Annotated in this window: 22 protein-coding genes and 2 riboswitches; of the genes, 4 read left to right on the top strand and 18 right to left on the bottom strand. The window is 49.1% G+C overall.

Going from position 1 to position 20,458, the window contains the following annotated elements; genetic code table 11:
* Positions 1-14: 14 nt before the first annotated feature.
* The 4 genes from queE to queF are packed head-to-tail and all read right to left on the bottom strand — an operon-like array spanning position 15 to position 2,405.
* On the bottom strand, positions 15-737 hold the full coding sequence (queE, locus tag B212_RS0111215) for a 7-carboxy-7-deazaguanine synthase QueE (protein WP_019910838.1): 723 nt from the start codon (positions 735-737) through the stop codon (positions 15-17).
* Positions 730-1,212 (bottom strand): 6-pyruvoyl trahydropterin synthase family protein, encoded by a 483-nt coding sequence (locus B212_RS0111210; protein WP_019910837.1) that lies wholly within the window; start codon positions 1,210-1,212, stop codon positions 730-732. The genes queE and B212_RS0111210 overlap by 8 nt, the downstream gene beginning before the upstream one ends.
* Complete coding sequence (queC, locus tag B212_RS0111205) at positions 1,212-1,877, bottom strand: 7-cyano-7-deazaguanine synthase QueC (protein ID WP_198015921.1); 666 nt, start codon at positions 1,875-1,877, stop codon at positions 1,212-1,214. Before queC ends, B212_RS0111210 begins: the two co-directional genes overlap by 1 nt.
* A gap of 27 nt (positions 1,878-1,904) precedes the next feature.
* Positions 1,905-2,405: a preQ(1) synthase gene (gene queF, locus B212_RS0111200; protein WP_019910835.1), complete on the bottom strand. Its 501-nt coding sequence runs from the start codon at positions 2,403-2,405 to the stop codon at positions 1,905-1,907.
* An 85-nt stretch (positions 2,406-2,490) separates the two neighbouring features.
* Positions 2,491-2,529, bottom strand: a riboswitch (PreQ1 riboswitch).
* Positions 2,530-2,703: 174 nt separating this feature from the next.
* Between queF and B212_RS31255 the strand changes: the two genes are divergently transcribed.
* On the top strand, positions 2,704-3,042 hold the full coding sequence (locus tag B212_RS31255; protein ID WP_019910834.1) for a hypothetical protein: 339 nt from the start codon (positions 2,704-2,706) through the stop codon (positions 3,040-3,042).
* A 78-nt stretch (positions 3,043-3,120) separates the two neighbouring features.
* Here the strand turns inward: B212_RS31255 and murB are convergent, their stop codons facing one another.
* The 8 genes from murB to B212_RS0111155 form a co-directional block, all read right to left on the bottom strand.
* Complete coding sequence (murB, locus tag B212_RS0111190; protein ID WP_019910833.1) at positions 3,121-4,032, bottom strand: UDP-N-acetylmuramate dehydrogenase; 912 nt, start codon at positions 4,030-4,032, stop codon at positions 3,121-3,123.
* Positions 4,033-4,168: 136 nt separating this feature from the next.
* On the bottom strand, positions 4,169-4,975 hold the full coding sequence (locus B212_RS0111185; protein WP_019910832.1) for a (2Fe-2S)-binding protein: 807 nt from the start codon (positions 4,973-4,975) through the stop codon (positions 4,169-4,171).
* Positions 4,976-4,987: 12 nt separating this feature from the next.
* Positions 4,988-5,794 (bottom strand): ABC transporter ATP-binding protein, encoded by an 807-nt coding sequence (locus tag B212_RS0111180; RefSeq protein WP_019910831.1) that lies wholly within the window; start codon positions 5,792-5,794, stop codon positions 4,988-4,990.
* Positions 5,795-5,964: 170 nt separating this feature from the next.
* On the bottom strand, positions 5,965-6,396 hold the full coding sequence (locus tag B212_RS31250; RefSeq protein WP_019910830.1) for a histidine phosphatase family protein: 432 nt from the start codon (positions 6,394-6,396) through the stop codon (positions 5,965-5,967).
* 126 nt (positions 6,397-6,522) lie between these two features.
* Complete coding sequence (locus tag B212_RS0111170) at positions 6,523-8,340, bottom strand: APC family permease (RefSeq protein ID WP_019910829.1); 1,818 nt, start codon at positions 8,338-8,340, stop codon at positions 6,523-6,525.
* Between the two features lie 126 nt (positions 8,341-8,466).
* Positions 8,467-8,625, bottom strand: a riboswitch (cyclic di-AMP (ydaO/yuaA leader).
* 192 nt (positions 8,626-8,817) lie between these two features.
* A complete protein-coding gene (locus B212_RS0111165) occupies positions 8,818-9,249 on the bottom strand; it encodes a disulfide oxidoreductase (RefSeq protein WP_019910828.1) in 432 nt (143 codons plus the stop codon).
* A complete protein-coding gene (locus tag B212_RS0111160; RefSeq protein ID WP_019910826.1) occupies positions 9,249-10,001 on the bottom strand; it encodes a DsbA family protein in 753 nt (250 codons plus the stop codon). The genes B212_RS0111165 and B212_RS0111160 overlap by 1 nt, the downstream gene beginning before the upstream one ends.
* A 172-nt stretch (positions 10,002-10,173) precedes the next feature.
* Complete coding sequence (locus tag B212_RS0111155; RefSeq protein ID WP_019910825.1) at positions 10,174-11,490, bottom strand: hemolysin family protein; 1,317 nt, start codon at positions 11,488-11,490, stop codon at positions 10,174-10,176.
* A 303-nt stretch (positions 11,491-11,793) separates the two neighbouring features.
* On the opposite strand from B212_RS0111155, the gene B212_RS0111150 reads away from it, so the two are divergent.
* Positions 11,794-12,315: a DUF4179 domain-containing protein gene (locus B212_RS0111150; RefSeq protein ID WP_019910823.1), complete on the top strand. Its 522-nt coding sequence runs from the start codon at positions 11,794-11,796 to the stop codon at positions 12,313-12,315.
* A gap of 173 nt (positions 12,316-12,488) precedes the next feature.
* On the opposite strand, the gene gerQ is transcribed toward B212_RS0111150, so the two are convergent.
* The 3 genes from gerQ to B212_RS0111135 all read right to left on the bottom strand — a co-directional run bounded on the left by gerQ (position 12,489) and on the right by B212_RS0111135 (position 14,117).
* Entirely contained in the window at positions 12,489-13,037 is a 549-nt protein-coding gene (gene gerQ, locus B212_RS0111145; protein WP_028530752.1) for a spore coat protein GerQ, read from the bottom strand.
* 66 nt (positions 13,038-13,103) lie between these two features.
* Positions 13,104-13,526: a cell wall hydrolase gene (locus B212_RS0111140; RefSeq protein ID WP_019910820.1), complete on the bottom strand. Its 423-nt coding sequence runs from the start codon at positions 13,524-13,526 to the stop codon at positions 13,104-13,106.
* A 192-nt stretch (positions 13,527-13,718) separates the two neighbouring features.
* Positions 13,719-14,117 carry a DUF2500 domain-containing protein gene (locus B212_RS0111135; protein ID WP_019910819.1) on the bottom strand — a complete coding sequence of 133 codons (399 nt, stop codon included), beginning with the start codon at positions 14,115-14,117 and terminating at the stop codon, positions 13,719-13,721.
* A 261-nt stretch (positions 14,118-14,378) separates the two neighbouring features.
* Between B212_RS0111135 and B212_RS0111130 the strand changes: the two genes are divergently transcribed.
* Positions 14,379-15,845 carry an amidase family protein gene (locus B212_RS0111130; RefSeq protein ID WP_019910817.1) on the top strand — a complete coding sequence of 489 codons (1,467 nt, stop codon included), beginning with the start codon at positions 14,379-14,381 and terminating at the stop codon, positions 15,843-15,845.
* A gap of 145 nt (positions 15,846-15,990) precedes the next feature.
* Here the strand turns inward: B212_RS0111130 and B212_RS34995 are convergent, their stop codons facing one another.
* From B212_RS34995 to B212_RS0111115, 3 genes are all read right to left on the bottom strand, one after another.
* Positions 15,991-16,167 (bottom strand): hypothetical protein, encoded by a 177-nt coding sequence (locus B212_RS34995; RefSeq protein ID WP_019910816.1) that lies wholly within the window; start codon positions 16,165-16,167, stop codon positions 15,991-15,993.
* Between the two features lie 221 nt (positions 16,168-16,388).
* Positions 16,389-17,678: a WD40/YVTN/BNR-like repeat-containing protein gene (locus tag B212_RS0111120; protein ID WP_156830111.1), complete on the bottom strand. Its 1,290-nt coding sequence runs from the start codon at positions 17,676-17,678 to the stop codon at positions 16,389-16,391.
* A 137-nt stretch (positions 17,679-17,815) separates the two neighbouring features.
* A complete protein-coding gene (locus B212_RS0111115; RefSeq protein ID WP_019910814.1) occupies positions 17,816-19,201 on the bottom strand; it encodes an amino acid permease in 1,386 nt (461 codons plus the stop codon).
* Positions 19,202-19,383: 182 nt separating this feature from the next.
* On the opposite strand from B212_RS0111115, the gene B212_RS0111110 reads away from it, so the two are divergent.
* Positions 19,384-20,310 carry an L-lactate dehydrogenase gene (locus B212_RS0111110; protein WP_019910813.1) on the top strand — a complete coding sequence of 309 codons (927 nt, stop codon included), beginning with the start codon at positions 19,384-19,386 and terminating at the stop codon, positions 20,308-20,310.
* The last annotated feature ends 148 nt before the right edge of the window (positions 20,311-20,458 follow it).

Below are 20,458 nucleotides of genomic sequence, written 5' to 3'. Positions count from 1 at the left end.
GCTATAAAGTCCAATCATTTCCCCCGTTTATTATGCCAAATAAGGGCATGTAGCTGCGGGAGCACCCGCGCCCGGTTCATCTCAGGATCGGCAATCACCTGATTGAACAGCCACTCCAGCCGTCCCAGCAGGCGGGCCGAGATGTCCCCCTCTTCCGTCACATTCTCATTACCCGGCTGCAGGAAGAGCGGCACTTCCGGGTATCTTTGATGGATGTTTTTGGCGTACAGGTAATCTTCGTCGTTAAAGACGACAACCTTCAGGCTATGGGCAGATCCGCCCTGCGCCTTCATTTTGCCCATTATACTATCAAGCATTTCCCAATCGGTCTTCATCCCTGAGCTTGGCGGCTTGGGGCTGACTGTAAGCACATCTATGTCGTAGAACCAATCCTGCCACCGGCTGCCCTGGGTCTCAATCGCCGCCTGAATGCCGCGTTCATGCAGCAGCCGGATGAAGGTTCCCATGCCTTCGCCAATCAGAGCGGGGTTCCCCCCTGAAATCGTCACACAGTCATAATTATTCTCGGCAATCGCGTGCAGCTCCGCCAGAATCTCCTCTGGTGCAAGCATCCGCACCTTGTCCTTCGCCGACCCGTCCCAAGTAAAAGCAGAGTCACACCAGCCGCAGCGGTAGTCGCAGCCGTAGGTGCGGACGAACATCGTTTTGACGCCGATGACCGCACCTTCACCCTGAATCGTCGGTCCAAATATTTCAATTACCGGCAGCTTACTCACAGTCACATCCCCCGTGCAGGCGGTAAGACGGCCCTTCTTCTGGGATGTCTGCCGCCAGCACCTCCGCCCAGGAGGTTGGCGTTTCCCACAGCTTGACGGAATACAGCGGCAATGAGGCCAGCTTCAGCTTATATGCTATATATGCCGACATGTTCTCTACCGTTGTGCGGAAAGACAGGTGCGCCACCTTGGAACCCGTATTTACCAGCGTCTCCAGTACAGGCTCATTGCCCATTGCCAGAAAGGCATGATCCAGATGGTCCACCAGACTCTCCTGCACCGTTATTTTAATGTCGCTGAAATCTACTACAAATCCTTCGTCGGAGTGGCCCTCTGCTACCAGCGGCTTGCCCTTTAATACCACTTCCAGCTTATAGGTATGACCATGCAGGTTGCTGCACTTCCCTTTATGCCCGACCAGTTGATGCGCCGCGTCAAAGGTGAAGATTTTACAGACAGATACCTCGCCCAGCATCAGGAACCCACCTCATTTCGTTCTGCTTCGTATTGGTCCAGGCCGCGTTTACGCAGCAGACAAGCCGGGCACGTGCCGCAGCCGCTGCCGACAATCCCGTTATAGCAGGTCAGCGTATGCTCGCGGATATATTCAAAGCAGCCGAGCTCGTCGGCCATTTTCCAGGTTTCTTTTTTATCCAGCCACATCAGCGGTGTATGAATGACGAACTCGTAGTCCATCGACAGATTGAGGGTCACATTCAGTGATTTGACGAACACATCCCGGCAGTCGGGGTATCCGCTGAAGTCGGTCTGGCAGACTCCGGTGATCATATTCGCATACCCAAGCTGCTTCGCCAGAATTGCCGCAAAGGACAAGAACAGCAAATTGCGTCCATCCACGAACGTGCTGGGCAATTCCTCTCCTTCACCCGCAACAATCTCAATATCATCGCGTGTTAATGCATTCGGCGCGAGCTGATTCAGCAGGCCCAGATCGAGAATATGCTGCTTCACCTTGAACTTCTCGGCGATCTCCTTGGCGACTTCAATTTCAGCCGCATGGCGCTGATTATAATTGAAGGTCACCACCTGAACCTCCTCAAATTGCTGCAGCGCCCATACCAGGCATGTTGTGCTGTCTTGGCCGCCGCTGAAGACGACCAGTGCTTTTTTATTCATGATCAGGTTCCTCCTTTTCCTTGCCCCGGATTAACGGTTGTCCACTTTCTCAGGGTACAGGTCATGATTCATTAGCCGATGCTCCGCCATCGCTTCATATTTGCTCCCCGGACGCCCCCAGTTGCAGTAAGGATCAATGGAAATGCCGCCGCGCGGGGTGAATTTGCCCCAGACCTCAATATAACGCGGCTTCATCAGCGAGATCAGATCGTTCATAATAATGTTCACACAGTCCTCATGGAAATCGCCATGATTGCGGAAGCTGAACAAATAGAGCTTCAGTGATTTCGATTCGACCATTTTTTGCTCGGGAATGTACGAGATGTACATCGCCCCGAAATCCGGCTGCCCGGTAACAGGACACAGGCTTGTGAACTCCGGACAGTTGAATTTGACAAAATAATCACGGCCCGGATGCTTGTTGTCGAACACCTCAAGAATATCCGGGTCATAACCGAATTTGTACGTTGTGCCTTGGTTGCCCAGCAGGGTAACCTCCTGCATTTCCTCTTTCATTCTGCCTTCTGACATGACAAAAAACCCCTCTCTTTTCCCCCGGCTGTCCGCCGGAACAGGAAAGAAGAATGAGCTTCGAAAACCTGGCTCTACTAAGAAGCTTAGTTTTTTATAGAGGGAGTTTGCGAACCTCTCCTGCGGGTTCTCCGCAGAATTCTTCTTTATGCATAGTACTGCGAATTGAACTATACCATGTCCGGCCTTCGCTTGACAACCCTCACAGAGGCTCCGAAATCCGTGAACTATGGATTCAATTTCGACGAACAGGGTAACTTAACTTCTATAATCTCCTTGATAAGGATGGGATCATCTGATGGATCAAAACGTACAGAACCTTTTGGATTGGCTGGCCGCCCAGGCGGGCGCAACCATTGTGATTAAGAAACAGGAGATGAACGACCTCGACACCGTCCACTTTAGTCTGGAAACCGTGGCTTACCGCAATGCCGATGATGTTATTGACGATTATTTGGACAGCGCGTTGATCTTGCGGGGCACTGGCAACACCTTGAACAGGGATGGCGAGCCAGTCCCTCTTCCCCAGCAGAATTATGAGATTGCCGTCAGCGGGCTCCGCTTGGATACCGTGGAGGACAGTCAGGTTGAACTGCGGACAGACAGAGGGAAATATTCGATCTCACTGGTTGAATGAAAGCTTGAATACCCGGACAACTCCTGCCCCTTACGCAAAAAAACAGGACGCGGCATTTCTGCCTGCGTCCTATGTCAGCTACTCTTCTCCAATAATTTCGACTTCCGTCTCCAGTTCTACACCAAACTTATCCTTCACCGTTGCCTGAACATGCCGGATCAGCCCGATGTAGTCCTTAGCCGTCGCATGAGCTGTGTTCACAATGAATCCTGCATGCTTGCGCGACACTTCAGCACCGCCAATTCTTGTTCCCTGAAGTCCGCTTTCTTGAATCAACTGCCCGGCAAATCTGCCAGGAGGGCGCTTGAAGACACTTCCGCAGGATGGATACTCCAATGGCTGCTTCGATTCACGCTGATAGGTCAAATCGTCCATTACAGCTTTGATATTCGCTGAATCCCCCGGCTGCAATGCAAAACGGGCTTCCACCACAATGAAATCCCCGCTCGCGAAGACGCTTTTACGGTAGCCCCATTCCAGTTCATCTCCCTGCAAAGTCACCAGCCGCCCAGCTTTGTCAATGGCCAGTGCGCTATGCAGCACATCCTTAACCTCACCGCCGTATGCGCCGGCATTCATGTACAGCGCTCCGCCTACGGTGCCGGGAATTCCACAGGCGAACTCAAGCCCCGCAAGCTGCTTCTCCAAGGCAAATCTGGAGACATCAATAATCCTTGCGCCGCACTGGGCATAGAGCAAATCGTCCCTCAGCCCCATTCCGGTTAATTCAGAGGTCAGCAGAACAATTCCGCGGATACCTCCGTCACGGATAATAACATTCGAACCGTTACCCAGAACTGTAAGCGGAAGTTCATTTACGCGGGCATATGTAACAATGGACTGAAGCTCCTCATATGTCGCTGGCGCCGCCAGGATGTCAGCCTGACCGCCCATACGGGTGAACACATGGCTCTCCAGCACTTCATCGCGCTTAACCACTCCAGCCGGAACCAACTGCTGCAGATCCTCATGTATTTTGCTGATATTCATCTTCTTTGCTCCTTTGACTCTATAAAAATAACCAGGGCAACCACAACTTTAACAACGAACAGGCTCCCTTGTCAATGACGGGAGCCAGGGTCTACTGCATATATAATCATTATGAGTCAGATTTCACGTTTATAACCTATCCATGGGCGTGGGCCGCCTTTTTGCCAAATTCCACCCGCCGTGCCGCCCTCTCCTCTTCTTTCAAGCGGGGGCAGGTGTAGCAGTAGCTTCCACCTTCAGTCCGGTAATAGAGACAGCAGCGGTTACGCATCTGCACGGTCCGCTCCGGGTCGTCCAGCGCTTCTATTCTGCGAACCGTGACATCAAACGGATTTCGTTTCATCCCGAGAATGTCTGCCGGCAGATTGTGCTTCAGATAACGGTAATCGTCCTGCACAGTATCCAGCAGCTTGGAATCCTGAAGACCATCTGCAAACAGCTCTATATAGTAGTTGAATTTGGTTGGCAGTTGTCCCCATAGATCACTCAGGCTCAGACCGCTTGCCTCATGCAGGCTGTGCAGCAACGGAGCTGCGGTATCACGGTAGAATCGGACCAGCACCTCATTGCGCCAAGCCTCGCGCATTTCTTCCTTCGGGCCATTCTCCATCTCCCAGTCCTGCAGGGAAAATGCAATCCGGCAATACCCGCTGGCCGGAATGAGATGGATGGATAAACAAGACAAGCTAATTACCGGAATTGTGGAATACACGGAGAGCGAATATTGCACCGCAAGCGCCAGACTCGAGAACCAGCTTCCCAAATATGCCGCAGCCGCTTTGTCATCCAGCCCCTTCATAAGAGGGCGGTAACAGTCGAGGAAAGCGCGCATTCCCTGTTCATGGACAAGCTCCAGCGCCTTAAAAGAATGCTGAGCCTCGGCAGGTTGTGCGGGATGAAGGTCAAACTTGCTGATCAGCTCTTGACTGAGCGCTTCGTTCATGCTCCTGCCTCCTTACATTCCTGCCGCTTTGTATGCCGCCAATTCATAAGGCAGGCAGAGAGGGACACCTGTACGCGGATCAGGTACAATATCCGCTTCGATGCCGAACACCTCACGCAGCACAGCCGGCGTCATTACCTCGACCGGAGTGCCTTCGCTGATCACACTGCCCGATTTGATCGCCACCATATGCTGGGCATAGCGGGAGGCATGGTTCAAATCATGCACAACCATAATGATCGTGCGGCCTTCCTCCTCATTCAGCTTCTGCAGCAGTTGCAGCACCTCTAATTGGTGTGCCATATCAAGAAAGGTAGTCGGCTCATCGAGGAAAAGAATATCCGTCTGCTGGGCCAAAGCCATAGCAATCCAGGCCCGCTGACGCTGCCCCCCGGAGAGCCGGTCAATCGGGCGGTCATGGAATGCTTCCATCCCGGTAACCGAGATCGCCTTAGCGATAATATCACGGTCTTCCGAAGTCAGGGTACCGAAGCCCTTCTGATGCGGATAGCGTCCATAACCAACCAGCTCAGAGACGGTCAGACCATCCGGAGCGGTAGGGTTCTGCGGCAGAATCGCAAGCTGCCGGGCTACCTCCTTCGTGGACAGATTGTGGATCGACTTGCCGTCCAGCATCACACTGCCGCTCTTGGGCTTCATGATACGCGCCATAGTCTTGAGAATCGTAGATTTCCCGGAGCCGTTGGCTCCAACCAGCGCTGTGATCTTCCCTGTTGGAAGAGACAGGTTCAATCCCTTGACAATCATCGCCTCAGCATATCCTATACTTAATTGTTCTGTGTTTAAACGTTCTGACATGATCTTCACTCCTCAATAACATTCGCTTAAGCTGCATCTTAGTCCCACTCCATTAAATGATATTGATTCTCATTATCTATGTCAATATTATTGTTTAGTTCTTAGCAAAATTCAGATGTTCTATATGGTTCTCAATTGAGATTTTCCACTCTCCATCCCCATATTCCACTTTATGAATACTGGTATGGGCAGCCGGAAATGCTTTGCTGCTTTTGTTTGTCCAATCTAGTAAAAAACTCAAGAGGACTTTCTCCGCCGGGATATCTCTCCTCCATCTGTAAACTTGCGAAATACAAACCAGGATAACGTTCATCTACGATCTCATTGGGCATACCGGCTATGACACCATTGTTTGTCTCTCTCCAATGACCGCTGCTTTCAACCGGCAGTTCCAGAACACTGGCAATCTCATTTGCCGTATCCAAGGCCCGTTGCAAATCGCTGCTAACGATACGATGGATCTTAAAGGCGGATTGATTTTCCTTGAGATAATTGCCAAGCTTCTCCGATTGTCTGTAACCCTGGACTACAAGCCCCCGCTGACTCCACCCGCCGCGAAATCCTTCGTCATCTATGCCATGTCTTATAAAATAAATAGCCATTTCCCATCTCCCCCCTAAATTAATCGTAATACATATAATACCATATTGATGAATTCATTTTTTTCCACAAAAAAAGGCCGCTTCCGAACTTCTCGGAAAACAGCCATGATCATGATGTCCATCTGTCTATTTGTGCAAATGAAAAGGCACGGTTGCTACAACGATGTCTTTTTGATTCATGAGATAAGAACGGATGAACAAGCTGGTCTGATTATGCAGGATGGCCTGCCACCAGTGCTTGGTAATAAACTGCGGAATCAAGACGGTGATATGGTCGGTTGAAGCCGTCTTCCACTCTACGGTATCAATAAACTTGACAAGCGGACGGATAATGCTGCGGTAACGGGAACGGAGCACAATCAGGCGTACCCCCGGATTCCATTCCTCCCATTTCTGCTCCATCTTGTGAATTTCTTCTTCATCAAAACCGACGTACACAGCCACCACATTGTCTGTCAGAGACTTGGCGTAACTGATCGAATGCAGCACCGCACGGGTTACACCCGCGACAGGAACGACCACTGTGCTTCCTTTAATAAGAGGCTTATCCGTTGCCGGGCAAATCCGCAATTGATCTGCTATATTCAGATAATGGCGGTGAATGCGGTGGAACACGAACATAACAACAGGCAGGAAGATAAAAGCCATCCACACACTGGAGAATTTCGTAATAATGAAAATCAGCGTAATTGTCAGAGTTGTGAGCATCCCCACCGTGTTCACAGCAAATTTATTTTGCCAGCCTTTGGGCTTAGTCTTGAACCAGTGCACCATCATGCCGAGCTGAGACAGTGTAAACGGAATAAATACACCTACCGCATACAAAGGAATTAGGCCGCCAGTATCGCCGTGGAATGCGGCTACAAGCAAAGCTGACAGGACCCCGAGAAAAATGATGCCGTTGGAGAAGCCCAGGCGGTCACCGCGGACCATAAATGCATGCGGCAGATACTTATCCTTAGCGAACATGAAGGCGAGCAGCGGAAACGCCGAGTAAGCCGTATTGGCAGCCAGGAACAGGATCACGGCTGTGATGCCTTGAATGAAATAGTACAAAGCGCCGCGGCCAAAGGTGGATTCGGCAATTTGTGAAACAACGGTTGCTTTTTCATCCGGTGTAATTCCATACCAGTAAGCAAGCAGCGTAATTCCCGTAAACATAATCCCGAGGATAATCCCCATCATCATCAAGGTTTTGGCGGCATTTTTCTCTGCCGGGGCTTTGAAGTTCGGAATGGCATTGGATACAGCCTCGACACCCGTCAGCGCAGAACAACCGGAGCTAAAAGCCTTAAGCAGCAGAAACAGGCTGACGTTGGAGACGGCCGATCCAATCTCAGGAACACTCGCATGGGCGCCGCCGGTTATATATTTGAATACTCCGGATATTATCAGCACAAAAATCGAGATCACGAACAGATATACCGGAATGGCAATGAATGAGGCAGACTCCGTAACTCCCCGCAAATTGACAATGGTCAAGAGCGTAATTACGGTAACAGCGATAAGTACACTATGATTATGCAGACTTGGAAAAGCGGATGTGATCGCATCCGTACCCGCCGAGGCGCTTACCGCAACGGTCAAAATGTAATCCACCAACAAAGAGCCCCCTGCGAGCAATCCGGTTGGAATCCCGAGGTTGCTTTTGGCTACGATATACGCGCCGCCGCCTTGAGGATAGGCAAAAATGGTCTGGCGATAGGATAAAATTAAAATAGCCAGCAGGCCCAATACGGCTAATGCAATTGGCAGTGAATACCAGATGGCTGTGAAACCTGCGGCCACCAAGACAATCAGGATCTGTTCCGTCCCATAGGCTACAGACGAGAGCGCATCAGAAGATAGGACAGCCAATGCTTTTACCTTGGATAACTTTTCATGATCGAGTTCGTTCGACTTCATCGGACGCCCGATCAATAGTCGTTTTACCTTGCTTACCATTGTAGTAACAGTTCCTCTCTTTGTTAAGCTGAATCGGTAGTACCGTGCGCTGTTTTCATTGGCGGGTTTCATAAATGCAGGCACAAAAATAAGCATACGGAAATGATCCGCATGCTTATAGCATCGTCATTATCCCACCATTGCTTACGAGGTTAGCTGGCGGATTCGGACTGTGGTAGCCCTACGGTTGAGGTCATTTGACCCGCTCCCGATTCACCCCTTTGGCACATCTGCCAATAATGGTTCCCCCGTTTTCCCTTACGGAAAATTCAGCGCGTATTCAACTTCTCACAAGGTCTAATGATAATCTACAACGCGCCTTCCGTAAAGCGGTGAAAAAAATGAAAAAATAATGAAAAAACATTCAAAAAACGCAAATCCAAGATGAGGGATAACCTGATCTTTCATTCTCTTCAATTATCCCTTCAACACGTGATTTTACAGGATTTCGAATAATAATTGTGTCCAAAAGATCGCTTATTCCGCCTCTTCTTCTTTATGCCCGTTCCAGAGCAGAATTGCGATCAGGGCAAAAGCAATCAGGGCGAGCAGCGGAATGGTAATAAACCCGAAATAATTCAGGTAATCCTTGTTGCAGGGAACACCGATTGTGCAAGGAAGCACCTTGCTGAGGGCGGGAATCTTCTGCTCGGCATAATGATAGAGCGAGATCGAGCCGCCAATCAGGCTTAAGGGAAGCACATAGGGAATAATGCTTTTATCATTCCGGTAGGTGGCAATTCCGAGCAGGATGAGCTGCGGATACATAAAGATGCGCTGGAACCAGCACAGCTTGCAGGGCTCATATTTCAGCACCTCGCTGAGATACAAGCTCCCTGCTACGGCAATTATAGATACGAACCAGGCCAGATAGAGGCAATGGCGGCGGCAGAACCTGGAGAACTTCATCACTGCGCACTCACTGCTGTGGCGGCGGCTTTAACCTGTGCGTCGATCGCTTTCATATTGAAAGGCTCATCCACCTTTACACCATTAACAAAAACTGTAGGTGTGGAGGTTACCCCTGCATCTTTGGCGATCTTAATGTCGCTTTGCAGTTCACTTTCATAGGTGCGGTTCTCAATGTCTTTACGCAGAAGATCAAAGTCGATCGGGAGCTTCTCCTTCTGCGCCAGGCTTACGAGAAAGTCTGCGGTTGCCCATTCCTTGTTCTCGTCACCTTGATTAGCGTACATAGCATCGTAGTAGGTCCAGAAAGCGTCACTGTTCTGATGGTAGACAGACAATGCGGCCAAAGAGGCCGTTACCGAATCCGGGCCGATAAAGGCCATATTTACAAAATAAAGTGCTGCCTTGTCCTGATTCACATAATCCTGAACAATCTGCGGTTTGATTGTACCCGAGAACTGAGCGCACGCCGGACATTTGAAATCACCGAACTCTACGATTTTTACCGGGGCGTCCTCTTTGCCGAGTCTCGGCAGCTCACTGTAATTGAAGTTGAATGTAGAACCTGCTGTTGACGAGGAACTGTCCTTTGAAGCTAACATGAATAACCCTACAAAGATAATAACAACCAATGCTACAGTACTAATAATCAGAATTCTCGTCTTCTGCTTCTGCTTCTCAAGCTCTGCCCTGCGTTTTTCCTGTTTGTTCAATTGGGGAGCCATGACCTTGTTATTTTTCGTTTTGCTCAAAAGAGAGTTCCTTTCCGTCCTATTGCGGACTGGTGTGATGAAGTTCATATGCTTTAAAATTATATAATTAAAACTCTTGCTTTGGCAAACTCTCATTCACAAGTTACGGCAAAAAGGCACAGCGCCGGTACTGAACGCCATGCCTCAAAAGCTTCCTTATGTGATTGCTGTATTAAGCTCCCGCCTCTTCGGATAGGATCTGCATCTTTAACACCTTAATGCGGGAAATTCTTTTGTTATCGGTCTCCTCCACCACGAACAAGTGGCTGTCGAATTCAACCGTCTGGCCATTATGCGGCGGATTCACCTCAAGCTTGGAGTACAGCCAGCCGCCAATGGTGTCATAATCATCGGTCTCCATGTTCAGTCCAAGCCGGTCGTTGATTTCTTCAATCAGCATCAGGCCGTCTATGGAGTATTCATCCTCCCCCAGCTTCTCAACGCCGGGACGCTCTTCATCAAATTCATCCTGAATCTCACCGACAATTTCCTCCATGATGTCTTCCAGCGTTACCATCCCCGACGTGCCGCCATATTCATCAATCAGGATGGCAATCTGCGTCTTGGCGCGCTGCATTACTTTCAGAAGGGCACTGATTTGGATCGACTCCGGTACGGTAAGAATCGGACGGATCAGCTCATCATACTTGAGCGCATTGTCCCGGATCAGATCCTTAATATGAATGAAGCCAAGGATATGATCCTTATCGCCGTCACAGACAGGATAACGCGTCCGCATGCCGTCGAAGGCAACCTCCAGATTGTCTTCTATTGAAAGATGATTGTTCAGACAGATCATTTCGGTGCGGGGGATCATAATCTCCCGGGCCATCGTGTCGGCAAATTCAAAAATATTGTCCACCAAAGTCATTTCCGTATTATCTATAAGTCCGCTCTTGTTGCTCTCCTGCATAATGATGCGAATTTCTTCCTCCGTATGGGCTGTTGCGAGCTCTGAAGCCGGCGCCAGCCGAAAAATACTTAGCAGCCCGCGCGCCATACCGTTGACAACCCAAATAAATGGATACATGATACGGTAAAAAACATTCATCGCACCAGCGGCTAACAGCAGCACAGCTTCGGCTTTATTCACCGCAATCGTCTTGGGAGCAAGCTCACCCAGCACAATATGCAGAACCGTAATGAACAGAAAAGCAATGATTAAAGAGATCACAAAAACGGATGTTTCGCCAAATCCTAGGCTTGTTACAATTGGTCCCACAATCGTTGCAATTGCCGGCTCCCCCAGCCAGCCGAGTGCCAGCGAGGCAAGGGTGATCCCGAGTTGGCAGGCGGACAGAAAGCCGTCGAGATTGTGTACAATTTTACCTGCTGCCACTGCTCTTTTGCTGCCTTCCTCAATCAGAGAATCAATACGGCCGCTGCGTACCTTCACCATCGCATATTCAACCGAAACAAAAAAGCCATTGCACAGCACCAGCAAAATAATAAGACCTACATGTAATATACCGGGTAAAGGGTCGCTCAATTTATACTCCTATCCACCGTGTCCACGAGTCAGGCGGATAGGCCCACCTCCTTCGTTTGTTCAAAATGTCAGCCTGGGCAGCGCCCGTTGTTCCTTTCAGTATCAATTTCCCAAGGTCTTCATCTCCTGACTGAAATCACGGATATAAATATATACATTATTATATTATTACTCGGAGCATAAAAACAGGTATCTATTGGTGTAAAAATATGATCTATTATTACTTGTCACAAAACGCATGGCGAAAATTGTTATATAGACGAGTAGCAAAGGAGGTGATCACTTGGAAGAAGGGAGAACCCTATGAAGAAGGCTGCTGCACAAGGAAGCATACTTAAGAAAACGTCAATCGCCGCCGCACTTGGTCTGGGAATTGTTAGTACCGGCTATATCTCACCCGTAATGGCAGATGCCCTGAGCCAGATTCCTGTAGTCGGCAGTCTCTTCCATGATTCAGTCAATAACGAATTGAGATCCGCTGCCGGCAACGATCAGATTACGAAGCTTGGAATCAGTGATACTCATGAGGGAGCAACCCTGACCGTTGCAGAGGCTTACCACGATGGAAAAAGCCTGTCCATTGCCCTAACGCGCGAAGGATTGATTACAAACGAAGATCGTTTAGTCGGTGAGCCTGTTAAGGGGCAAATGAACCTGCAGCCTATTATCAACTCCGATTACGGTGTGCAAAAAAATGCAGCTCTTCTGCAAATTTCAAGTATTGAAGGTACACAATTGCCGGATCAATTCGAATTGACCATCAAGGCCAAATTGTCCGGAATCAGCAATCCTTTTGAATTTCAGGTTCCGGTAAGCAAGCAATAAATTCATCAGCTTTCATGGCCTCTTCGTGCAAAAACGTAAGGGGCTTGTTCTTAAATAGAACAAACCCTCAGGCCAAAAGCGTCCGGCGGTTCCCGCCAAAAAAAGAAACGACCGCCACCCCACATAGGGCAACTGCCGTCTCTTAAATAGGAATACAGCTTACCGCCAAATGATTAACGACAGTTGCGGGTGGTTGGGGGATTGCCGATTACACCTGGATATTGGTAAATAAGCGGTTCGTCGAAGGTGGCATAATCGAAATTGACCATCAGCAGCACTATCCGCTGTCCGGTAGCTTTGTCGCTGATAATAATATGGTCGCGGCCCGCAGCTTCGAGCACACCTGTATAGATCTTGGCGTTCCAATCTTTGTTGTTTTCGTATGTGAAATAAAAAGTGCCTACTTTGCCAAGATTCAGCCGGAAAATGTTTTCGATGTATGATTGCTCAAATACTGGAGCGGTCGTGGGCACAACAGTTCCGCTGGGAGTCATTGGGCTGCCGCTGGTAACCGGGGGAGGCGTTGAGGGCATAGTGGTCCCCATACCGCCCATTGTTCCCATTGTTCCCATCATTCCCATAGAACCCTTACCACTCATGGGGCTGATGTTGCTCATAGGACCCATGTTATTCATATTGTTCATGTTGTTCATATTACTCATTCCACCTGGTGGCATACTCCCAATCGAATAAGTAACTGGACGGTAGGGTTGAGTTATCATTTTTCAAATACCTCCTAATTGTATTGTTGCTTCAAAATTACCTTTCTTAAAGGGCATTCCTGCATCCTAGAATAATGAAGGACAATCCTCACTGGTTGGCGTAAAGAAGCAGTGCGCTTTGTACCGGCCGGTATTCTGCTGGTTGTACCAGGTCGCCGGGCATTCTCCGACGGGCCGGAAAAACCAGAGCGCGTTCGACGCAGGCCATATTCTCTCTCCCCCAATAACACGTCTGGCCAGGCGGACATCAGCGTCACGGGCACGCTGGTAGAAATACCCCTTCTGCGGTGCTTCGAAGCCGCCCGGGCTTTGAAATACCATATCATCCACACTGCGGATGTTTCTAAAATCCAGGCAGTTGCCAAGTATCCGGTTGACCCCCACGTTGCCGACCATTAGCATGCCTGAATCCCCATCCTCCTCGGCTTCTGCCCTCATCAGCCTTGCAAGCACTCTAGCATCCTGCGAGTTTGCCTTAATAACAGCCACACCTTCTCCTCCTTAGCTGCACTTTTCTCTACTGCTCGCTGTATTGTATGTGCATCCGCCCAAGAGGTGACAGTCCAAACCCAAATTCAGCCTAGTTCTTGTATCGCAGAACACAAACATCCCCTTGCTCCGTTACCCGGAAACAAGGGGATGTTACATGCTGGTATATGCATAAGCAAGCTTACATCTGTACTATTCTGCAGTTGAATAGTGGGGCTGCCGCTGGAATCGGTGGTATCTTGTACCTTGATAAGTCAGTATCCCCCTATCTCCTTCTGCGCTCATGCCGTATTCGCTGCCTTCCACCTTGAACTCCATCCGAGCCCCATTCTCCAACTCATAGGTTAAATAATAGGTTGTGCTGGTGCGGCTGGTTGTACTCTCTTCCTGAAGCTGCTGCTGCCGGACCTCGCTGCGTTTGCTGACAATGCGTGCGGGGAGGGTCAGTATGGGCGAGCTGTTGTTCCGGCCCCACTGTAGCAAACCTCTGCCTGCAGATACAGCGATAATGCCAATCACCAGGGCGATAAAGATTGGTATTACCGTCCCTGTCAGATCAAACATCCAAGATGAATCCGGGCCCATTCCCATGACTTCTTCCCCCTTATTCCCCATGTTATCCTGCTTACAGCATGGATACAGGTGCTTCTGTACATGTATATGCCCCTGCTATTCCATAAAGCATTACAAAAACATTAAATTGGAGTAAACGGCAGTGGTGTTCAAAGAAAATCAACCAACAGGCAGGATAGTTTAATTATGTTTGTTCTATCCTTATTATGATGCCTGCCCATCGTGGTATTATTGAACGTAATAAACATTATATACTTCTGATGGGTCGTGTATCTGAATATGAAAGATTCCTTTAAGCTGAGTAACCTTGATGTAGAAGAAGCAAGTATATGCGAGTTACAAAACGCGATGGAACAAGGTACATTTACTTCAAAAGAGCTTGTGTTCTGCTATTTATCGCGTATCGCGAGATATGATCAGGATGGTCCTCACATAAATTCCATCATGGAAATTAACCCCGACGCCATCTTCATTGCAGAAGCACTCGACTTAGAACGTCAGCGCAAGGGGTGTAGAGGACCTCTTCATGGCATTCCGGTTCTCGTGAAGGATAATATCGAAACCGGTGACAAGATGCGTACTAGTGCAGGAGCTCTAGCACTGGCGCAGCATGTAAGTACGAAGGATGCTTTCCTGATACGTCAACTAAGAGAATCCGGGGCCATCATATTGGGTAAGACGACTTTGACGGAATGGGCGAACGGTGTTTCCTCGACGATGTGGGCAGGTTATAGTTCAAAAGGGGGGCAGGTCGCGCACCCGTACGGTAATTTTTTTGTAGGCGGTTCAAGTACTGGATCGGCAGCGGCGGTTAGCATGAGCTTTGCAGCGGCGGCAGTAGGCACAGAGACCTCCGCTTCAATTCTAAGTCCGGCCATACAAATGTCTATCGTTGGCATTAAACCGACCGTCGGCTTAATCAGCCGCTCAGGAATGATTCCTTTTTCCTATTCACAAGATACAGCAGGGCCGATGGCAAGGACAGTTTCAGATGCGGCAGCTCTGCTTAGCGCATTGGTTGGGAGGGATGAGCACGATCCAGCAACCTGGCGTAATGACCATGCTATACAAGACTACACTGCATTCTTGGACAAGGATGGACTACAGGGAGCGAGAATTGGAGTCTTTGGTGAAGTACCCGATTACGTACGTGAATCTGGTGAATATAATGAGGAGCTATTTCATCAAGTAGTCTCCGAATTGATCAAAGCTGGAGCCACGGTGGTAGAAAATATCGAGATCCCTTCGTTCTATGGGCCATGGAAGTGGAACAAAATGAATTTAGAATTCAATCATGGGGTGGAAAATTATTTACAGCGTCTCCCGGCACACCTGCCGATTCATTCATTGTCCGAACTCATCAATTGGAATGAAGAGCATGCTGATGAAGCCCTAAAATACGGTCAAGATCTGTTGAAATTCCGCGAGGGGTTAACCGATCCCTTGAAAAATAGGGACTATATCTTGGAATCTATTACGGATTTATATCTAGCCCAGAACGAAGGAATTGATTATGCAATACATTGTTATCAGTTGGATGCGATAATGTTTCCTGCTTATATTGGAGCAGATATATGTGCCAAAGCTGGTTACCCGTCAATTGCTGTCCCCGCAGGGTATGGAGCGAACGGCAGACCATTTGGCATTACTTTTGCCGGAAAAGCATTTACCGAACCTGCCTTAATTCGCATAGCTTATTCTTTTGAACAAACAACAAAACATCGCAAAAAGCCTGTATTTAACTAACGAATACATAATTTATTTCTTCGGACAAATGCTACCTGTAACGGTTCAAAGGAGAAGCGATACGCAGACATGTCAAAAAGGCCACAACCGTTCTCTATAATCAGAGATTGGTGTGGCCTTCATTAATATTAATCCGTCCGTTAGATTAAGCGTGTACGAGATCTAATAATTGCTTGGTTTCGTCATTGTCTACAGGAAGCATTCCGCTGTCGGCCCAGCATGCTCTGCATTGTTCTTCTGTCTCACAGAGGTGAGCGTCATCACAGTTATAGCACAATTGCAGCAGGTTTCTAGTTACATAATCCGTTTCGAAAGTTTTCATTAGAATCTCTCCTATTCGGGATGAAAGTTTGTGAAAAAATGAACTTGTTCTCTATGTGTTAAATATATCACACGTTTATTTATTTGTCATGTGATTTTTTTCACACTCATAAATAAAATTTTTATAAAGATTTTTTTGTTTCATTTTTTTATAAAACTGATATCCGTTCAGCCCGCAGAGCCTTACGGATATAAATTCTCCAAGTCCCTGCCATTCAAGCTCTACATCACACGCCAGTTAATTCCGCCATTTGTAGTCTGCAGCAGGATAGATCTGCGGTCTTCTTTCTTCTCAATTAACAGCCAGCCCACTTCACTTGAGATAAACTGCAGCTTCACAATCTCCGGGTACTCCTCAAGCTTCGATTGCAGCACTCTGCTGACCGGAAGCGCAGTCCACGTCTGTCCTTGATTCGTTGTCTTGTACAGCAGGTTCTGCTTCAAAATCCAGCCAAACTGCGAATTGAAAAAGGTTGGAGCGATGTGGCGGTTAATTCCTGTCTGACTGCCCAGTCCAAACGACACAAACTTCCAGTTTTCTCCCCCGTTAGCTGTGAAATAACCATTGTAGGTAATGGCGCTATCTTTTTCCTTTTGGCATCCTGCCGGCATCCATCCGTTCTGATTGCCCTTGTCAAAGAAAACCGGCTCCCCGGTAATCACACGGTCACAGCCCGCTAATTGGTCATTCACCAGAAATTCGGAACCTTGACTCCAGGTTGCTGCGCCGTCTTTGGTCATGTAGATTTTCGGGAGCGCACCGGTCTGCAGGGTTACAAAGCCATGTATGCTGTCCTTAAAAATCATTCCTGTAGTGACCCCGGATATCGGGATCGTATTATTCGGCAGATTGGGATTGTACTGCTCATTTTGCATCACCATACTCCACGTCGCTCCGCCATCGACCGTTGCATAAAGCGCTTTGCTCTCTTTAGTGGCACTGGCATCCCAGGAGGTCATCAGCCAGCCATGAGATGGCGAGTTGAAATAGATGGATGAAATTGTATTCGCATCGGGAAAAGAAGAAACCTTCCAACTGTTTCCCCCATCTGTAGTCCGCAGCACAACTGTTTCCGTAAGCCCGGCGGCACTTCGCAGAATCCAGCCATTGCTCGGGTCCGTGAAGAAGATATCTTTACCGTACACAGGGTTAGCCAAAAACTGCACGTTGGTTGAAGGCGAGATGTTGCTCCACGTCTTGCCGTTATTCTTCGTCATGTAGATACGCAGCTCGTTTTTGGTTACACCCCAGGCCAGCCCCACCGCATCATTCAGCAGCCTGAAATCGGTCAGCCGGGTCTGGATCTGATATTTCGGGGTATTCTCATTGTCGATGTTCTTGGCATCGGGGGTAATCAGTGTAATCGTCTGCCCTACTTCCGGCGCTTCCGTCGGCTGTGGGGGCTGGGAAGGCTCTGGTGGAGGAGAAGAGCAGGCCGAGAGTATAAGCAGGGTCAGGATTACCGTAATTACGGCTGCCGGAACCTTGAAGCCAGGCATTTTAGATGACAATCTTCTCTCTCCTCTTCCTTGTCTATATAAACTGAACGAAAATCTAACAAATCGGCTATGGTCGTGACTGCGGGCAATGTCTGGACTTCCCGTCCGCCACTTCTGTCTTCTGTAATTTTTCTGTTCAGTTTATATCGTTATTTTTTCTTATTCAGGTTACTGCTCTTGTAGCCGTAAAATCCATAGATCACGAGTCCAAAGATCAGCCAGACAATAAAGCCCGTCCAAGTCTCTTTTCCCAAATTATACATCAAATAACCACAGGCCGCCGCACTGAGTAATGGAATTAGCGGAACCCAGGGAACCTTAAAACTTCTTTTCAGGTTAGGATGAGTGTACCGCAGTACAATTACACCAAGGGAAACGACCAGAAAAGCAAACAGTGTGCCGATGCTGGTCAGGTTGGCCAGACGGTCTAGTGGAACAAATCCGGTAAGCAGAGCGATAATGCCGCCTACCATCCAAGTGCTGCGAACTGGAGTATGCGTCTTGGCGTTTACCTTGGACAAGGCCTGTGGCAAAAGCCCATCCCGTGATATGGCGAACAGCAGACGGGACTGGCCGAACAGCAATACCAGCAGAACCGTGGTCATCCCCGCGATAGCCCCCACAGAGATGAGACCGGCAATCATGTTCTGATCCACAAACCGCAGAGCAAATGAAACCGGATCACTGACATTCAGCTTCTGGTAAGGAACAATGCCGGTGAGAACCAGTGAGACAACGATATACAGCACAGTGCAAATCGCAAGGGAAGAGATAATCCCGATCGGCAGATCGCGCTGGGGATTCTTCACTTCTTCCGCTGCGGTGGAGAGTGCATCAAAGCCGATATAGGCAAAGAATACAGTAGCCGCGCCATTCACAACACCATGAAAGCCAAAGGGCATGAAAGGTGTCCAGTTCTCCGGTTTCACATAGAAGATGCCCGTAACTATAAATAAAAGCACCACCGACAGCTTAATTACGACCATAATCGCATTGAAACGGGCCGTTTCCTTGGCCCCCCGGCTCAGCAGGAAGGAAATCAGCAATATGATCACAATTGCGGGCAGGTTGATAAAAGTCCCTTTGTCCGCATTATACGCCCCGGACAGCGCCGTGGGCAAATGCAGGCCAAAGCCGTCAAGCAGACCTTGGAAGTAACCCGACCAGCCGCTGCTCACGGCCGCCGCCGCAACGCCATATTCCAGCACCAAATCCCAGCCGAGAATCCAGGCCAGCAATTCGCCAAAGGCTACGTAGCTGTAAGCATAAGCGCTGCCGGATACCGGGAGTGTGGAAGCGAATTCAGAATAACATAGTGCAGACAGCACACAGGCAATACCCGCCAGTACGAAGGACAGGACCAGGGCCGGTCCCGCATGCTCCGCGGCAGCAACGCCTGTCATTACAAATATTCCAGTGCCGATGATCGCTCCCACACCCAATGTGGTTAGATCCAGAGCACCCAGAGTCTTGCTTAGCTTGTCCGCTTCGGCGATTGCAGGTGCAGCCAGCGGCTTTTTGCGGAATAATTCCATACTTAAGTTCTCTCCTGTCAGTAGATATGACTTCCAATAAATAATAAAATCATGGAAATACTAAACCTTGCAGTTTCAGTTTGTTCCAGCTTCGTTGTCAGCATGCTTGAAAACAATACCCTTTGATATTATGATGGATAAGATTGGACACAGAAAATTCAAAATCAGGAGGAGATGTAGTCATGGCCCCCCCATTCAAACCAAATCGCGTCGTAGTTATCGGCACCGGTGCCGTCGGCACTACAGCCGCCTATACTCTGCTGCTGCGCAGACGCATGCAAGAACTGGTCCTTATCGACGTCAATCATCAGAAAGCGCTCGGTGAAGCGCTTGATATGAACCACGGCATGCCTTTTGTCGGCGGTGTGAAGCTCTGGGCCGGTACCTATGAAGATTGCCGGGAAGCGGACATCATTATTGTGACCGCCGGCGCCTCCCAGAAGCCCGGTGAGACCCGGATTGATCTGCTGCGCAAGAACATTTCGATTTTCAAGGATATTATCCAGAAAATCACGAAATACAACCATCACGCCATTCTGCTGATCGCAACGAACCCCGTGGATATCCTAGCTTATGCCACATTGAAGATCAGCGGCTTCGACCGCAGACGGGTCATCGGCTCCGGTACTGTGCTTGACAGCGCAAGATTCCGTTACCTGATTGGCCGTCATAAGGAGATTGATCCCCGCAGCATTCACGGACAAATCATCGGTGAACACGGCGACTCCGAGCTGCCAGTCTGGAGCCTGGCCAATGTTGCCGGGATTGATCTTGGGTTCGATGATGCGGAACGCAAGGAAATCTTCGAAGATACCAAGAATGCCGCCTACGAAATCATCGACGCCAAGGGTTCTACCTCCTATGCCATTGCCCTTGCCCTGGACCGCATCGTGGCTGCGATTCTGCAGAATGAAGGCGCTGTGCTGAATGTCTCCACGCTGCTGAACAATTACAATGGAGTATCGGATGTATTCCTCGGCGCACCGTGCGTCGTTGACCGCTCCGGTGTTCGCGAAGTGCTGGGCCTTTCGCTCAGCGAAGAAGAACAAGCGCTCTTTCAGAAATCCGCAGAAAAGCTGAAGAGTGAAATCTCCAAGCTGGAGCTATAAGCCGGACCGCATCACTGAACGGACTATCTCGATCTCCCTGCTAAGGGTGTGGGATAGTCCTTTTTGGGCATGCCCTGGCACACCGAAAACAAAAAAACGCCCTTCCGGTGATGGAGAATAACCCCCACTCACTGAAAGGACGGAGCTT

It is taken from the genome of Paenibacillus sp. HW567 (assembly GCF_000374185.1).
In the GTDB taxonomy this organism is placed as follows: Bacteria; Bacillota; Bacilli; order Paenibacillales; family Paenibacillaceae; genus Paenibacillus_AQ.
This window is presented reverse-complemented; position numbering and strand designations above follow the sequence as displayed.

What these genes read in the sequence shown, in the direction of transcription:
- B212_RS0111180 (WP_019910831.1), bottom strand. Translation starts at nt 5,794, where the DNA reads ATGTCAGAACGTTTAAACACAGAACAATTAAGTATAGGATATGCTGAG.
- B212_RS0111150 (WP_019910823.1), top strand. Translation starts at nt 11,794, where the DNA reads ATGAAGAAGGCTGCTGCACAAGGAAGCATACTTAAGAAAACGTCAATC.
- B212_RS0111110 (WP_019910813.1), top strand. Translation starts at nt 19,384, where the DNA reads ATGGCCCCCCCATTCAAACCAAATCGCGTCGTAGTTATCGGCACCGGT.
- murB (WP_019910833.1), bottom strand. Translation starts at nt 4,032, where the DNA reads ATGAATATCAGCAAAATACATGAGGATCTGCAGCAGTTGGTTCCGGCT.
- B212_RS31250 (WP_019910830.1), bottom strand. Translation starts at nt 6,396, where the DNA reads ATGGCTATTTATTTTATAAGACATGGCATAGATGACGAAGGATTTCGC.
- B212_RS0111115 (WP_019910814.1), bottom strand. Translation starts at nt 19,201, where the DNA reads ATGGAATTATTCCGCAAAAAGCCGCTGGCTGCACCTGCAATCGCCGAA.
- B212_RS0111210 (WP_019910837.1), bottom strand. Translation starts at nt 1,212, where the DNA reads ATGCTGGGCGAGGTATCTGTCTGTAAAATCTTCACCTTTGACGCGGCG.
- B212_RS0111170 (WP_019910829.1), bottom strand. Translation starts at nt 8,340, where the DNA reads ATGGTAAGCAAGGTAAAACGACTATTGATCGGGCGTCCGATGAAGTCG.
- queF (WP_019910835.1), bottom strand. Translation starts at nt 2,405, where the DNA reads ATGTCAGAAGGCAGAATGAAAGAGGAAATGCAGGAGGTTACCCTGCTG.
- B212_RS34995 (WP_019910816.1), bottom strand. Translation starts at nt 16,167, where the DNA reads ATGAAAACTTTCGAAACGGATTATGTAACTAGAAACCTGCTGCAATTG.
- gerQ (WP_028530752.1), bottom strand. Translation starts at nt 13,037, where the DNA reads ATGATAACTCAACCCTACCGTCCAGTTACTTATTCGATTGGGAGTATG.
- B212_RS0111135 (WP_019910819.1), bottom strand. Translation starts at nt 14,117, where the DNA reads ATGGGAATGGGCCCGGATTCATCTTGGATGTTTGATCTGACAGGGACG.
- B212_RS0111185 (WP_019910832.1), bottom strand. Translation starts at nt 4,975, where the DNA reads ATGAACGAAGCGCTCAGTCAAGAGCTGATCAGCAAGTTTGACCTTCAT.
- B212_RS0111165 (WP_019910828.1), bottom strand. Translation starts at nt 9,249, where the DNA reads ATGAAGTTCTCCAGGTTCTGCCGCCGCCATTGCCTCTATCTGGCCTGG.
- B212_RS0111130 (WP_019910817.1), top strand. Translation starts at nt 14,379, where the DNA reads ATGAAAGATTCCTTTAAGCTGAGTAACCTTGATGTAGAAGAAGCAAGT.
- B212_RS31255 (WP_019910834.1), top strand. Translation starts at nt 2,704, where the DNA reads ATGGATCAAAACGTACAGAACCTTTTGGATTGGCTGGCCGCCCAGGCG.